The sequence below is a fragment of the Mycoplasma sp. 5370 genome (assembly GCF_054343435.1).
In genome coordinates this window covers 23,960-39,520 of sequence record NZ_JBTGVF010000007.1, presented here as the reverse complement: position 1 = coordinate 39,520, position 15,561 = coordinate 23,960, and the positions used below count along the sequence as shown (strand labels likewise).

The window sequence follows — 15,561 nt, the reverse complement described above, 5'->3', positions numbered from 1 at the left end:
TCTGTTTCGGTTAAATATTTTTCAGAATTTGTTATATCTTTAATAGTTAAAAAAGGAATTTTACCATTATAAAATTTTTTATTTGTAGTTAAAGGAGTTCCGCCTGTCTTTCCAAAAGCATATATATTCCCCATAACGTCCTGTTCTCAAGCGTGAGTAAATTCTTTGAATCTCAAAGAAGGGACTAAATTATTTTTTGTATTATTTGACATTTTTCTCCTTTTATTGTTTATTTAATATTTTTGTAATAAATTCCAGTTTTTCTTTTTGTACATGCATAGTTGAGAGAAACTTCATTGTTTGTATTAAGTTAGGTAAGACTCATTTATAATCTTTATCTAAAAAATTTAAAGATTTGTCATTGTTATTAGAAACAAATAATTCTAAGTCTTCAATTATTGCATGAGTTAAATAACTTTCTGTTTTTACTGTTAAATCAGTTAAATAATTAGCTCATTGAAAAGCAAGATAATTTATTAATTCTTGATAGTTTTTAATTTCATTTAAAGAATCAAGAGTAGTTTGAAATATTGTTTCTTCTAAAGAACTAATATTGTTGTCAAGTCTTCTTAGATAATTTAAATAATCATAAACTTCAGCTATTTTGAATTTAATTTCTTTTTCTGTTTCAGTTTGAGTGCTTGCAGGATTTAAAAGTTTTTTAATTCTTTCTAAATCACTTGTTTTAATTTTACTTGATTTAAATAAAGTTTGACATTCTGGATAAGTAGAAATTTCTAAGAGTAATGAGTTCATTCGCTCTTCTATTTTGTCTCTTAGTTCTTTCATATGAATTAAATCTTCAGCATTTTCATCTGCTTCTACAGAAATAACTAATAAGAAATTAATAAGATCTGATTCTTTTTCTCCTTCTGAAAATTTTCTTATATAACTATCCATTAATCTATCAAAATTCATTTTTCTTTTTTCTTTAAATACAGATATTTCAGGAATAATAAATTCATCTACTGCTTTTTGTAATTCAAACATTAATTTTTCCTTATCTAAAAAAGGAATGTTTTTAATTGAAGCGTTAGCAAATCTATCTATTTCACTTTTAATAATTTCTTCTCAATTTTCTGGAAATTCATCGATTTCAGTGAAAAAAGGAATAAAGTAGTCAACGATTTTTTCTCTAACTTTTTCCATTTTAGTTTCTATTTTTTTAATTATTTTGGACTCTAAAACTAATAATGTTATTTTTTCAGCATTAACTATTTTATAACCTGAATTATTTACTTTAATTGCTATTTGATCTTGTAAACCACTAATTTCATCAAAATATTTTTGTACAGGTCTAAAGTCTTCTACTGTTAGTAAATTATGAATTTTATTAAATTCTTGATTGGAAGAGTTAACATCTTCTTTTGTTATGTATTTAGAAATTTGAAGATCAAAATTATTAGAGGTAATTTCTTGGATAGAAACCTGTTTTGAAAATCCTTTGATTTCTTTTTTATCTTTATAAGTATTTAAAATATTCTCAATGTTATCAGGACTTAATTTGCAAATATCATTGTTTAATTTTACAAATAAATTAGTTGCATTAATCATAAAAATATCTTTATTTATTTTATTCTTTTTAAAGATTAATAAAACATCAGTGTTGGAGGTTCCAGAAAATAATTTATTTTGTAAATAAATAATTGAGTCTAAATGATTTTCAAGCACAAGTTTTTTTCTAATCTCTTTTTCTACTGAAGCACTTGTTAAGATTGATTCTGGTGCTAAAATAACCATAATTCCTTCATCATCTAAATTGTATAAACCTTGTAAAATAAAAGCTCAATCTGCTTTGGTTTTAGGTGGTGTACCATATTCTTTAAAATAAGGGTTGAAATTTTTAGATATTTCTGAATTTCAACTTTTAGAATTAGGAATATGTGATAATACTACATCTGCTTTAGGATTATTTGTTTTATATAAATCATTTGGTGAATAACTGGTAAATGAATCAGCATTTTTGATTTTTCAATTTTTAAAATCAACATTATTAATTATAAAATTAATTCTACTTATGTTGTAATTTCAACTATCAATTTCAATTGCATTATATTGAACTAAATCTGATTCATTTTTATATTTTTCAAAGGTTTTACCTACATTTAACATTAAAGAAGAAGTTCCGGCTGTTGGATCATAAATCTTAAGTTCATCTTTATTTTTAACATCTTCTAAAACTATTTTTGAAACTATAATTGAAGCATCATTAGGTGTATAAAAACCTTCATTTGCATTTTTATTTTCTTCAGAAAATTCACTAATTAAAAATTCAAATATCTCTTTAAAAATAAAATGATCGTTTTGATAATCAATATTTATTAGTTCAACAACAGATATTGCTTCTTCTATTAGCATTTTTAAATCTTTTTTATTTTTTCAGTTTTTTTCAATTTCATTTTTAGAAATATAAAATATATCACTAAATAAATAGGTATATTTATCATTTTTTTTAATATGATTATGAAAGAGTTCAAATCTCTCAAGTATTTTTTCAAAAGTAATATTTGAACTATGACTTGCCATATATTCTTTATATAAAGTACTAAATAAATTATCGTTAAAAATGAAGTAACCAAGTTCATTTTGAACTGTTTTGTAAATGTTTTTAATTTCTTCAAAAGAGTTAAAATATTTAGTTTTTCTGAATAATGATTTATATTTAAAATAAGAATAATCAAAATACTTGAATGCATTTTCATCTATCTTTAAATTTTGTTTCATAAAAACTTCTTGTTTTCTTGAAAGATATTTGTAAAAAGCAAAATATAAGGTTAGATGTTTGAATTTGTAAAAATCAGTTGCTGTTAATTTTCTAAAAATATTTCAATTTTTTATGAAATAATCAATTTGAGTTGTTCAAAAAGATACTGCTTTGATTTTATTTTGTTTTTGTTCCATTTTATACTCCTTTGAATTTTAAAATAAGTTTCTACTATTATAATTATATTTTAAAATTCGTTTTTTATTTATAGTTATAAAAATAAAAAATCTAATTATAAAATTAGATTAATTATTAATTAATATCCCATTTTTTTAATTACTTTTTCGTTATTTACTCAATTTTTACTTACTTTCACATTGGTAGAGAGAAAAATTTTACTATTAAAAAGTTCTTCAAGTTCTTTTCTTGAATTTATTCCTATTTGTTTAATCATTGCTCCGTTTTTACCAATAACAATTCCTTTTTGTGAATCTCTTGAAACATATATTGTTACATCTATTTGCATTGAATGTTCTTTTTCAATAAAATCATTAACTATAACAGCAATGTTATGAGGCACTTCATCTTCTAAAAGATTAATAGCGTTTTTACGAACAATTTCTTTAGCAAGAAAACGCATACTTTTATCTGTTATATCTTCAACTGGATAAAAAGGTTCAGATTCATAGCTATACTTTTTAATTTCATTAATTAATTCTTGAATTGTTTGTTCATAAGTGATGGATGTACCTAATACAAGGGAAAATCCTTTTGATTTAAGTTGTTCTGCTTTTCTTTTGAGCGTTTCTTTATCAGAAACAAGATCCACTTTTGTAATAAGAGCAATTTTATTTTTAAAATTTTTGATTTTTTCTAAAATCATAAAATCACCTGTTCCAATTTCTTGATCAGCAGGTTGTAAAAATAAAATTAAGTCTGCGTTTTTTAAAGATTCATAAGAACTATTGTTTAATGAATCACCTAATTTTTGCTTGCTTTTATGAATACCAGGAGTATCAATAAAAACAATTTGATATCCTTCTTCATTATAAATTCCGTTTATTTGATCTCTTGTGGTTTGTGGTTTTGCACTTACTATTGATAAATCATATTGTAAGATAGCATTAAGTAAAGATGATTTTCCAACATTTGGTCTACCTATAATTGCAACAAAACACACTTTCATTAAACTTTAATATCCTCACTTAAAATAGGGAAAGGAACCATTTCAAGAACAGTATTTACTCTGCAAGTACCATCATTAGAATATTGAAATATTTTACCATCAAGTGGCATTAATTCACTCATAACTTGCCTACAACCTGCACAAGGAGAGATGAATTCATTTTTCCTTGATATTATATGAATTTCGGTAATTTCTCTTGGTTTAAATCCGTAAGAAATAGCTCCAAAAAGAGCGCTTCTTTCTGCACACATTCCAGAAGGATATGCAGCATTTTCTACATTAACACCATTTCATTCTTTTCCGTCTTTATTTTTTAAAATTGCAGCAACTGCAAAATTTGAATAAGGTGAATAAGAGTTATCTAAAAGTTTTTTTAATTTTATGTACATTATCTACTAATCTCCATTTTCTTCATTATTTTATCAACGTGATAATTCATTTTATCTTCATCTTCTTTTGTTAGATGATCAAATCCAAATAAATGAGCTAAACCATGAGCAAAAAGATAGCAATATTCTCTTTTTAGTGTGTGACCATATTCTTTAGCTTGTTCTTTAACTTTTTGATAAGAAATAATTATTTCTCCAAGTGGTAAAAAATCTAAAAAATCAAAATCACTTCAATTAGTTCCAAAAGAAAGAATATCTGTAACTTTATCTTTTTTTCTATATTCTTTGGAAATTATTTTAATTTGTTCATTATCCGTGAGTAAAAAATCAACAACAATTTTTTTTCTAGCTTTAAATTCTTGATGTGCAAGATTTAAAATCTCTTTAAATTCTTTCAAGTAACGAAATTGATAGTTTGTGTTATTTGAAAAATTCAATTTATTTTCCTTTATCATATTTAAAATTATAATATTTTTTTATAATATTAAAAAAATATTCTCTAAAATTTGAGAATATCTATTTTTAGTCTAAATCTATTTCGATTTCGTTTTCTTCTGCATTTTGTTGTTGTTTGCTTAATTGCTCATCTTCTTGTGCTTTTGTTAATTCAATAACTTTATAATCATTTGATTTTTTAAGTTCAACTTTTGGTTGTTCTTGTTGCTTATCTTTGTTTGCTTTAGGTTCTTCAACAGGAGTATCTTTTGGTTCAGAATCATCAACAATATCGATTTCACTATCTTGTGATTTAGCAGCTTGCTCTTTTAATTCTTTATCTTCTTGTTCTTTAGAAACTGAAATAACATTGAATTTTCTGTCAAATTGTTTTGGTGTTTCATCTCCAATTGTAGTTCAAGTATTATCAGGATCTTGATTTTCTAATTGATCGTGAAGTTTTTGTTTTTGATCTGCTGTTAACTCTACTTGTGGTTTTTTTGGTTCTGAAGGTTCGCTAGTTGAATTGTCTTGTCCTTCTACTGTACTGTTGTTATCTTTAGTTTTATCAATTTTATTTAGTTGATCATCAAGAATTTGTTTTTCTTCTTTTTTAGTAACATCTAATTTTGTAAATTTTCTATTAAAACTTTGTGAGCTATCATCGCCAATAGTTGTTCAAGTATTTTTTGGATCTTGATTTTTTAGTTGATCACTAAGTTGTTGTTTTTGTTCAGAAGTTAAAGGAATTTGTGGTGTTTTAGGTTTTTCTGATTCACTATTATTATTGTTATTATCTTGTCCTTCAACTACACTATTGTTATCTTTTGTTTTATCAATGTTCTTAATTTGCTCATCAACAATTTCTTTTTCTTTCTCTTTAGTAACGTCTAATTTTTTAAATTTTCTGTCAAAAACTACAGGTTCAACATTACCTATTGTAGTTGATGTGTTACTTAAATCTTGTTTTAAATATTGTTCATTTAGAATTTCTTTTTGTTCCTTAGTTAAAGGAATTTGTGGTTTTTTTGGTTCTACAGGTTCGCTAGTTGAATTATCTTGTCCTTCTACTGTGCTGTTGTTATCTTTAGTTTTATCGATTTTATTAAATTGGTCGTCAAGAATTTGTTTTTCTTCTTCTTTTGAAACGTGTAAGACTTGAAATTTTCTGTCAAAAACAACTTCAGAATCTTGTGTTTGAACTTTTGGATTTGTTGTTGCAGTATCTGGGTTTTGTGAATCATCTTTAGTTTTGTCTGAATTGCTATTTAGTTCTGGATTTTCATTTTTTTGATCAACAGAACCATTTTCAGGTGCTTTGTCGTTATCTTTTGAATCAGAAGTGGTTTTATCTTCTTTTTGAACAGTTTGTGTTTTATTATCGTCTTTTGGTTGTGAATTACTTGGATTTTCAGATTTGTTTTTATCATTTATTTTCTCAGGGTCGGAAACTTTAACATTATTTTTTGGTGGATTTTCACTTTTATTTTTATCATCATTATTTCCTGGTAGTTCTGCAATAGGTGTTATCACAGGGTTTGGATTTTCTTTAACTGGTTCTGTTTGTGTTGTTCCTGATCCTGGATTTTTAGGTTCATTATGTTTGGTATCAGTTGTATCATTACATGAAATTACCATAGTTATTGGTAATAATGGACTGGCTAACGCCAATTTTGGAAATACCTTTTTAATTTTTTTACTCATTTTTCTCCTTTTTTCTAATTTATTTAAATTAAATTATTAATTTGCATAATATATAGAAATACTTAAGAAAATAAAGAGTGCTTTTCTATATATATATATATATAGCAGTTAGTAACTTACTTACAATTTAATTAAAAAGAATTTAAATAAATATATTTGAATTATAACTCTTAAGTTACAAAAATAGAGATAATTTATCTTAAAAAAGGCAAAAACTGAGTTTTTTACGCTTTTTTTGAAGTTTTTGAGTTTAAAAAATTAAATAAATAAGAAAATTTAAGTATATTTTGTATTAAAAAAAAGAATTTTTTATATAATTATAATGTATATGGAATAGTACCCAAGAGGCTGAAGGGGATACGTTGGAAACGTATTAGGAGAGGCAACTCTCGCGCAGGTTCAAATCCTGTCTATTCCGCCATTGCTCAGGTGGTGAAATGGTAGACACGCTAGATTGAGGTTCTAGTGCGAGAAATCGCGTTCGGGTTCAAGTCCCGTCTTGAGCACCATATCAAAAAGACCATTAAAATCCGCTTTTGCGGATTTTCTTTTACTTTTGAAAAAAAATGAAAATTTTTGAATTAAATATATTGAAAAATACTTTAAAATGATATAATTTGTTTGTTTTTATCTATAATAAGTTTAATGATAAAATCAGAAAGGAGTAATGTGGAAGATTCAAAAAATAAAAAAATTATGTCTTTTGCAAAACAAAAGGAAATAAACGAATACATAAGAACTAAAAAGATTTTAAAACCTATTGAAATTGAACAAAAATTCCAATTAACAAAAAGTACTGCAAGAAGATACCTTCTTAAACTTGAAGAAGAAGGTTATGTTAAAAGACCTTTTGGTGAAATTGTTTATAACGAAAAAAGAAATTATTTAGATAAAATTGTTATTGACGAAATTAAAGTAAATGTAGAGGCAAAAAGAAGCATTGCTAGAACAGCTGCTGTTTTAGCGAAAGATTACTTAAACATTTATTTAGATGCAGGTTCTACTTGTTATTATTTACTTGAATATTTAGATACTGATGTTAATATTTTTACAAATTCTATCCATAATGCTATGAAAGCTGTTGAAATGGGATTCAAAAATATTTATGTAGTAGGTGGAAAAATAAAACATAAAAGTCTTTCAACAAATTCTCATGATTTATCAGCTATTGAAAATTTTAAATTCCAAATAGCATTTTTAGGTGTTAGTGGTATTGACGAAAATGGAAAACTAACAACAACAGAAATAGGTGATGGGAAAATGAAAAACTTTGTAGCTCAACATTCTGAACTTGTTGTTGTTTTGGCGACCGAAGAAAAATTTGGATTTGGAACATTCTATGATTTTACACCATCTGACAAATTAGTTTTAGTAGTTACAAATTATAAAAAAGAAAAAGAATTTGAAGGATTGAATTTAATTAGAACTAAGGATGAATATTAAAATGCAAGAGCTTAAAAAATTAAAAGAAATACAAGCAAGCTTACAAGTTTTTTATCAAAAAACTAACAATATACATTGAAATATTAAAGGGATTGAATTTTTTGAAATTCACGAAGAAACAGATAAATTAAAAGCAGAAGTTTTAGGATTTATTGATGAAATTGCTGAAAAAGTAGTGATGAAAAAATCACAAGCAATTGGAAGTTTTAAAGAAATTTTAGAACTTTCATTTATCAAAGAAGAATCAACAAAAGAACTTGACTATAAAACAGCTTTACAACTTCTTGTTTTGGATTTAGAAACTTTATTAAAAGAAAGTGAAAGTTTTGAATGAAGTGCAAGAGTTCAACCAATTTTTGATGAAATTTTATTATCATTTGATAAATGATTATGACAATTTTCAGCAATGTTAAAAGAAATTAAATAAATATTCTTTATTTTTTTTCTTTTTAATGTAAAATTATAAAATATAAATCTATAATAAAATTATCTTAGATATACAGAGGGGGAAAAATGGCTATAGTTCCAAAGAGAAAAACTTCTAAACAACGTAAACATAAAAGAAGAACTCATGATGCTTTAGTTGTACAAAACTTAATTAAATGTACAAACTGTTCAAATGGTATCCAACAACATAGAGTATGTAGATTTTGTGGTTTTTATAAAGGACAAAAAGTTCAAGGTTTTACAGCTTTAAACGACAAATAATTATTAATCAAATTTATTAATAACGTATAAAAACTAATATATTTTAATTTAAAATCAAGGCTTTAAGCTTTGATTTTTTTCTATTTGAAGTAAAATTATAATAGTAAAATTAAATGAGGTTAAAAATGTATAAAAACATAGAGTTAAAAGATAAAGAAATTGCTAATGCAATAAATAAAGAACTTCAAAGACAAGAAGAACACATTGAATTAATAGCTTCTGAAAATTATGTTTCAGAAGATGTATTAAAAGCAACAGGAAGCATTTTAACTAACAAATATGGTGAAGGGTATCCAGGAAAAAGATATTACGATGGTTGTGAAAATGTGGATGAAGTAGAAAATTTAGCTATTGAAAGACTCAAGAAATTATTCAAAGTAAAATTTGCTAATGTTCAACCTTATTCTGGTTCGACAGCAAATGCAGCTGCTATTGCTTCAATTGTAGAACCAGGAGGGAAAGTTTTAGGAATGTCACTAAGCTCTGGTGGTCACTTGACACATGGATATAACATAAATTTTTCTGGAAAATTTTATCAATCATTTTCTTATGATGTTGATTCTAATGGTTTGTTAGATTATGAGCAAATTTTAAAAGTAGCAAAAGAAGTTAAACCCAATTTAATTATATGCGGTTATTCAGCATATTCAAGAACAATAGACTTTTCTAAATTTAGAAAAATTGCAGATGAAGTAGGTGCTTACTTAATGGCTGACATTGCACATATAGCTGGACTTATTGCTTCAGATTTACATCCATCACCTGTAGAATATGCAGACATAATTACTTCGACAACTCACAAAACATTAAGAGGTGCTCGTGGTGGTATCATAATGACAAATAATGAAGAAATTGCTAAAAAAATCGATAGATGAGTTTTTCCCGGTTATCAAGGTGGTCCTTTATTTCATAGCATCGCAGGAAAAGCGGTTGCTTTTAATGAAGCACTACAACCTTTTTTTAAAGACTATTGCAAACAGATTATAAAGAATTCAAGGGCTTTTTCGGAAGAATTTCAAAAAAATGGAGTAGAAATAATTTCTGGCGGAACTGATAATCACTTATTTACTATAAATGTTAAAAAATCTTATAAAACAACAGGTAAATCAGCTTCTTCTATTTTGCAAAAAATCAATATTACCGTTAATAAAAACACAATTCCAAATGATGATGAATCTCCTTTTGTAACTTCAGGAGTTAGACTAGGAACTGCTGCAATGACTTCTAGAGGTTTTAAAGAAAAAGAATTTAAGCAATTAGCCAATATTATAAATAAAGCTTTGTTAAATAGTGAAAACCAAAAAGAGTTAGAAGCATTAAAACAAGAAGTAATAAAATTAACTAAAGATTTTCCTATAAAAAAATCTTATTGAAACTAAAATGAAACCAAAGAAAAATTATTTAATTTTTAACTCATTTAAAATAGATTGAAAAGAAATTTTATTCAAAAAACAAAGCAAAATTATTTTATTTTTTAAAATTTTTGTCTTGATATTATATTCAATTTATTTTACAATAAACTATGTATTTTTTAATAATTTTATAAAACTCAATAATTATAGTCATATCAATTTAGAAAGCAAAGTTCTGTTTTCAGTGACTTATTGATTTTTTAGTTTTGTATCTTATTTATACTTATTTAAAATTTACACTGGTGTACAATTACATTTGTGAAAAATTAAGTATTATTTTATATTTGCTTCTTTGTTTCTTCTAACTTCTATTGCATTTTTTGGTTTATCTTTATTTTTATACATTAATGTTGATACTTTCAGTAAAGAGAAGTTTACCTTTAATTTAAATTTAGCAGTTTATTTACTTTTATATGTAATAGTTTTAAATTGTGCTTACAATTTTTACAACTACTTTATTTTTAAAAAAAATGATGTAAAACTAAAACTTAAATATAAATGAACTATTTATTCTTACGTAAGTAAATTTATTTATTATTTTGCTTTTTTAATTTTTTATATTAACTTTTCTCTATATGTAGAAAAAACTGGAATAAGTAATATCGCAAATTATCCTTTTTTCCACTTTTTAATAAATGATTGAAAAATATCAGATTTTGTTTTAAAAACTTTATTAATTATTGGTTTATGTATAACTCTTTTTCCTTTTGTTTATAGTTTTTTCAATTTTTGGGAAATAAAAGCAAAAAATAAAGATTTTAATAAGCTATTTTTATGAATTTCAATAATTTCAATGTTTTTAACCTTGCTTTTATTTTTCATTCAGTTTGCTACTCATTTCCATTTCAAAGCGTGAAATTATATTTATTTAGGTTTTAGTATTGTAATAATTTTAATTTACTATTTTTTAGTCTTAAATTTTAAAAACATTTTTAAAACAGATCAAATAATAAAAATTTTTACTTTATGCTCAATATTTCTTTTATGAATGTTATTTTATTTAATAAGAATTCTTTTTGATTTTAATTCATCTAAAAATGTTTCTGGAATTCAAATTACTGATATAAATCTTTTTATAAATGGTATTTCTAACTTTTTAATCTTAGTTTTATTTTGTTTAAAGCATAGAAAGTGAGATTTATTTAAAAGGTTATTTGTTAGATTATTTGTTAACTTTTTTACTTTAATAATTACAATTGTCTTTTATTTAAAAAATAACAATTTATTTTATTTAATTAATGAGTTTTTAAATATTGAAGTTTTATTTTATTCTATTATAATTTTTTATATACTATTTAATATTTTGTTGTTATCTTTTTACAATTTATTAATTTTAAAATCAACAAAAAAAGGAGTTAAAAATGTTTAATTTTTTAAAAAAAGAAGAAAGAGAATTTAAAAAAATCCGTAGTGAACTAAAGAAAAATAACGATTATTTTTGAATTTTAGAAAATTACAATAAATTTATAAATGATAATCAAACAGTGCATTTAAAAGACATTTTAAACAATATAAAACTGCTTTTAAATTCAAAAGAAGAAATTGAAAACTTTGATTCTTTTTTTAAAATTTATGAAAAAAGTTTTTTTGAAAAAAAAGAAATTGATTTTGGTCTTTTTTCAATTATATGAATGAAAAACGATAAATTTATTTTCCCAACAATAAAAAAAGATAACATTTTTTTACAAGAAAAATTAGATTTTTCAAACAATGAAATTTTTAAAAATATTCAGAACATTTTTACTGAATATGTTATTGATGTAATTCAAAAAGAAAAAAAGTTAGTTTTAATTGATGGAATTATTATTTATTTTAACAAAGATGAAAACTTTGAATTATTTTACAATGAAAAACAAATTAAAAGAGTAAAAAATGAAATCTAACAACTCAAATTCACTTAAAGTTTTTGAAAATCTTCATGCAACAACTAAAATTAGTAGATTAAACACAATTTTAAAAATTTCTAATATTAATAAAGGTTTTGAAGAAAAAGTTTTTTCTTCAATTAATGTAAAAAACATTCTTTTTTCAATTGAAAATAGATATAAATTAAACTCTTTTTTCTTTAAAAAATCTAATAAAGAAAAAAATAATTCCAAACTTTGAATTTATGTTTCTGAAAAAATAGAATTAAATTATCTAAACTATAACAACATAAATGATGAACTATTAAAAAAGTTTAACTTTAAGAAGGATTTTTTAATTACAATTGGTATTGAAGCTATAAATTTTGCAAACAAAAATAAAATTATTCCTATTTTTCAAACTGAAAATACAAATGAACAACAAATTTATGAACTGGAAAAAATTATTTCTGAAATTTATGGAAATAAAATTGTCTCAGAAGTAATTTTTGTTTTAAATTCCAATAGAATTAAAGATAATTCCATCACAATTTTACCTATTGATAAATTTAATTTTGATTTAAATAATTCAACTAATTTCCAGCAAATTTCTTTTACAAATGAACATTTAATTTTTCCTGATATTTTCAATTTTATTAAAAATCTTTTTTTAATTTATTTAAACTCTATTGTTCCTGCTTTAATTTATGAATCATCTTTTTTTAAGTTAAAACAACAATTAATTCACGAAACAAGAATATTAAAAGAAATTGAAAAAAATATAGAAAATATCAAAATTAAAACAAGGGAATTAAAAAGACAGAACTTAACGGAAGAAATTGTGTTATTATCACAATTACCAAAGGAAAATTATGAAGAGTAAAGTTTTAACCAGTTTATGATCAAAAAATCTTATTTTTAAAAAAAAGAAGTCTTTTTTTAATGTAAATATTATTAAAAGTAATAAAATTATAGAAATGTTTTCTGAAAGCAATATTAACATTTATATTCCAAAAGAAAAAAACTATTTTTCATTTAAAGAAAATGTTTTTTGTTCTTTAGATAATGCAATTATAAAAATTAGAAATAAAGAAAATATTATTAAGCTATTTTTAGTAGATAAAACAATAATTAAAAATGATAAAAATTCCAAAACTTTAGAAGTAATAGTTTTTAATTATATTAAGCAACTTTTTTCTATTAAAAATGATAAAATTAAATTAAAAGAAATTAAAATTAAATATAAACAAGCTAAAAAAAAGTATAAAAAGGTTTTTAGACAAAGTAAAGTAGGTATGGATATTAATGATATTCTAACAAAATATAAGGTTGTTGAAGAATATGAAATTTTAAAAATAATGAAAGGATCGAAGATATATTTTAAAGATGAAAAAACGAAATAAATTTAAATTTTTTAGAAGATTATTAATATCAACTTTGCCCATAATTCCTGTATTTTCATCAATTTCTTTATTAAGCAACAATGAAATTGATGAAATAGATAATTACAAAACAGAACAAGTTGATCATATCCTTTCTACTTTAAAAAATAAAATTGCTAAATTATATACTCAAAGCTTACAAGAATTAAAAAATTCTTTTCCAACTAAAGCGGAATATGAAAAAAATAGATATTACCAAATTCTTAATAATAATTTTTCTATTATCGAAAATTCTCTTAAAAGTTATATTAATAATGACTTTGATTTTCTAAAACAAGAAACTTATCTGTCTAGAAATTCCATTTCAAACGAAGAATCCAAAATCATCAATACTCTCTCAAAAGATGAAAGATTAAACATTTTATCTTCTTTTTTAAATAGAATAAATAATGTTTATATTAGTGATTCCAATTGATTAACTAATCCCGGTAATTTCCCTATTTATGGTTACGATTTCAACTTAGATGATAAAGAAATAACTGATGTTGAAAAAACTAAAATTAATAGTATTATCTTTAATTTAGAAAATCAAGTTAGAAATTTCAATGGTACAGATTTTATTGCATATAATATTCAAGAAAAGCTAAGAGAACATATTTATAGAGATAGAAATATCTTAATGCAAGCTAGAAATGAAAATAAATTAGGAATAATAAAAATTAAACCAGAAGCTCTTGAAAAAAGTGCATTCAATTTAAAGAAAAATGATATTTATATTGAAAAGCCTAATCCAGAATTTAAATATACTGATGAATTTATTGTAAAAGATCCTGAAATTACACAATCAAATAACGGTAGAACTATTGACATAAGAGCAAAAATTAATTTAAATAACGTTTTTCTATTTTTTGATGAACATTTCGAATTTAAATACTCATTTTTTGAATATGAAAATTTATTATTAAATAACTATTACAATAATTTAATTGAACAAAAAAGAATATACTTAAAAGATACATCAAAAAATAAAAATTTCGATGAAATAACCGCTAGTGATTTTTATAGTTTTGATCCAAATGATAAATTTAATTTTGAAATAAATTCAATAGAAAAACATATTTTGGAATCAGAAAGAAAAGATGTTTTAATCAATTTTACATTAACAAGTAAAATTGATACTAATTCTTTTGAAATTATTGCTCCAAATCAGCATTATTTATTCCAAAAAAAAGGGAAATTCCTTTATGAAAATATTTTATTAAATAAAGTTCAAGATATTAATTTAGCTGATGAATTACCTTTAAATTTAACAGATAAAGGAAAAGAAATAACAGCTTCTAACGCAAGATTCTATAGTCCTTTAGAACAAATTGCTTATGTTTCAGGTGATACTAAAGGTTTTGATTACAAAATTAAAAAAATAGTAAAAAAAGCTGATAGTGATGGAACAATAGGGATTGCAGAAGTTCAAATAAGCAATGGAGAAGAAACAAAAAATTATTTTACAGAAGTAACCGGATTTAAAAAGGAAGAAAAACATATTAACCCTGATAATCCTGAATTTACTCAAGAAGACAAAGATAACATTTATAATAATATGTTTAAAGAAAATGTTGATGTTTTTAATAATTTTTTAAATAAAGAAGATTTACATAATTTAACAGAAGAGCAAAAAGCAGCATTATTTGCTTCTGCATTTCTTTTTTCTGAAAATAATATAAAAAATAATATTTCTAATGTTATAGAAGAAGTTGAAAATAATCCTGATTTTTCAAACTTAACTAAACAAGAAAAAACAGAAAAAATAGAAGAAATTTTAAAAAATGATTACAAAGAGTTATTTGAAAACAATAAAAATCTTTTAGATACAGCTATAGGAGCTGCTATTGATGGCAAAGCAGAAAAAATAAAAAATATTCTGGAAAATAATAATAAAATTGACTCTGAAATTGCAAAATCTATTTTAGACAAACTTGAATTACAAAAAAACGAAATTAAAGATATTCTTAAAAAAGAACCTGATCCAATTTTTGACGAAAAAATTAAAAATATAGTTGAACAAATTGATGATCAAACTAAAAAAATCCTTGCAGATAATGCAGCAAATTTTATTAAAAATTTAAATCCTTTAGAAATTAAAAAGGTTAAAAACTCTGTAGAACTCGGTATTTTATGATCTATAGTAACTGTAGGTTCTATTGTTTCTCTTGCAAGTTTAATGACTATTTTATTTTTAATTTTTAAAAGAAATAAAAAAATAAAACAAAAATTAACTTTACTACTTTCTTCTGGTGTTTTAGGTAGTTCAACTCTTGTTTTTGTGATTTATATATTATTAGAATTGATGAGGTAAA

The 15,561-nt window shown here is 23.1% G+C and carries 14 protein-coding genes, 2 tRNA genes and 1 pseudogene; 11 read left to right on the top strand and 6 right to left on the bottom strand.

All coding sequences use genetic code 4. The annotated features are described in order from the left end of the window. From ACXX88_RS01885 to ACXX88_RS01860, 6 genes and pseudogenes are all read right to left on the bottom strand, one after another. Window positions 1–212 (bottom strand): annotated as a pseudogene (locus ACXX88_RS01885) (hypothetical protein); the annotation flags it as partial. A gap of 10 nt (window positions 213–222) precedes the next feature. Next, window positions 223–2,901, bottom strand: coding sequence for an N-6 DNA methylase (locus ACXX88_RS01880; protein WP_458559416.1), 2,679 nt, complete (start codon window positions 2,899–2,901; stop codon window positions 223–225). 119 nt (window positions 2,902–3,020) lie between these two features. After that, complete coding sequence (gene era / locus ACXX88_RS01875) at window positions 3,021–3,890, bottom strand: GTPase Era (protein ID WP_436359169.1); 870 nt, start codon at window positions 3,888–3,890, stop codon at window positions 3,021–3,023. After that, a complete protein-coding gene (gene cdd / locus ACXX88_RS01870) occupies window positions 3,890–4,279 on the bottom strand; it encodes a cytidine deaminase (RefSeq protein WP_436359168.1) in 390 nt (129 codons plus the stop codon). The genes era and cdd overlap by 1 nt, the downstream gene beginning before the upstream one ends. Beyond that, window positions 4,279–4,716 (bottom strand): rRNA maturation RNase YbeY, encoded by a 438-nt coding sequence (ybeY, locus tag ACXX88_RS01865; protein ID WP_436359167.1) that lies wholly within the window; start codon window positions 4,714–4,716, stop codon window positions 4,279–4,281. The genes cdd and ybeY overlap by 1 nt, the downstream gene beginning before the upstream one ends. Window positions 4,717–4,801: 85 nt before the next feature. Continuing rightward, window positions 4,802–6,418 carry a hypothetical protein gene (locus ACXX88_RS01860; RefSeq protein WP_458559415.1) on the bottom strand — a complete coding sequence of 539 codons (1,617 nt, stop codon included), beginning with the start codon at window positions 6,416–6,418 and terminating at the stop codon, window positions 4,802–4,804. A 330-nt stretch (window positions 6,419–6,748) separates the two neighbouring features. On the opposite strand from ACXX88_RS01860, the gene ACXX88_RS01855 reads away from it, so the two are divergent. The 11 genes from ACXX88_RS01855 to ACXX88_RS01805 all read left to right on the top strand — a co-directional run bounded on the left by ACXX88_RS01855 (window position 6,749) and on the right by ACXX88_RS01805 (window position 15,560). Continuing rightward, window positions 6,749–6,839 (top strand) — tRNA-Ser (locus ACXX88_RS01855). A gap of 2 nt (window positions 6,840–6,841) precedes the next feature. Then, window positions 6,842–6,927: transfer RNA gene (locus tag ACXX88_RS01850), tRNA-Leu, on the top strand. Window positions 6,928–7,087: 160 nt separating this feature from the next. Further along, the gene (locus ACXX88_RS01845; protein WP_458557615.1) at window positions 7,088–7,861 is read left to right on the top strand and encodes a DeoR/GlpR family DNA-binding transcription regulator; all 774 of its coding nucleotides are present in this window, start codon (window positions 7,088–7,090) and stop codon (window positions 7,859–7,861) included. Window position 7,862: 1 nt separating this feature from the next. Then, entirely contained in the window at window positions 7,863–8,288 is a 426-nt protein-coding gene (locus tag ACXX88_RS01840) for a Dps family protein (RefSeq protein WP_458559414.1), read from the top strand. Between the two features lie 86 nt (window positions 8,289–8,374). Then, window positions 8,375–8,569, top strand: a complete 195-nt coding sequence (gene rpmF, locus ACXX88_RS01835) for a 50S ribosomal protein L32 (RefSeq protein WP_436359163.1) — start codon at window positions 8,375–8,377, stop codon at window positions 8,567–8,569. 125 nt (window positions 8,570–8,694) lie between these two features. Next, the gene (gene glyA / locus ACXX88_RS01830; protein WP_458559413.1) at window positions 8,695–9,948 is read left to right on the top strand and encodes a serine hydroxymethyltransferase; all 1,254 of its coding nucleotides are present in this window, start codon (window positions 8,695–8,697) and stop codon (window positions 9,946–9,948) included. Window position 9,949: 1 nt separating this feature from the next. Further along, entirely contained in the window at window positions 9,950–11,350 is a 1,401-nt protein-coding gene (locus ACXX88_RS01825; RefSeq protein ID WP_458559412.1) for an MSC_0624 family F1-like ATPase-associated membrane protein, read from the top strand. Then, entirely contained in the window at window positions 11,343–11,864 is a 522-nt protein-coding gene (locus ACXX88_RS01820) for an MSC_0623 family F1-like ATPase-associated protein (RefSeq protein WP_458559411.1), read from the top strand. Before ACXX88_RS01825 ends, ACXX88_RS01820 begins: the two co-directional genes overlap by 8 nt. Beyond that, the gene (locus ACXX88_RS01815; protein ID WP_458559410.1) at window positions 11,854–12,708 is read left to right on the top strand and encodes an MSC_0622 family F1-like ATPase gamma subunit; all 855 of its coding nucleotides are present in this window, start codon (window positions 11,854–11,856) and stop codon (window positions 12,706–12,708) included. Before ACXX88_RS01820 ends, ACXX88_RS01815 begins: the two co-directional genes overlap by 11 nt. Next, complete coding sequence (locus tag ACXX88_RS01810; protein ID WP_458559409.1) at window positions 12,698–13,228, top strand: hypothetical protein; 531 nt, start codon at window positions 12,698–12,700, stop codon at window positions 13,226–13,228. Before ACXX88_RS01815 ends, ACXX88_RS01810 begins: the two co-directional genes overlap by 11 nt. Further along, entirely contained in the window at window positions 13,212–15,560 is a 2,349-nt protein-coding gene (locus ACXX88_RS01805) for a hypothetical protein (protein WP_458559408.1), read from the top strand. The genes ACXX88_RS01810 and ACXX88_RS01805 overlap by 17 nt, the downstream gene beginning before the upstream one ends. Window position 15,561: the final 1 nt, after the last annotated feature.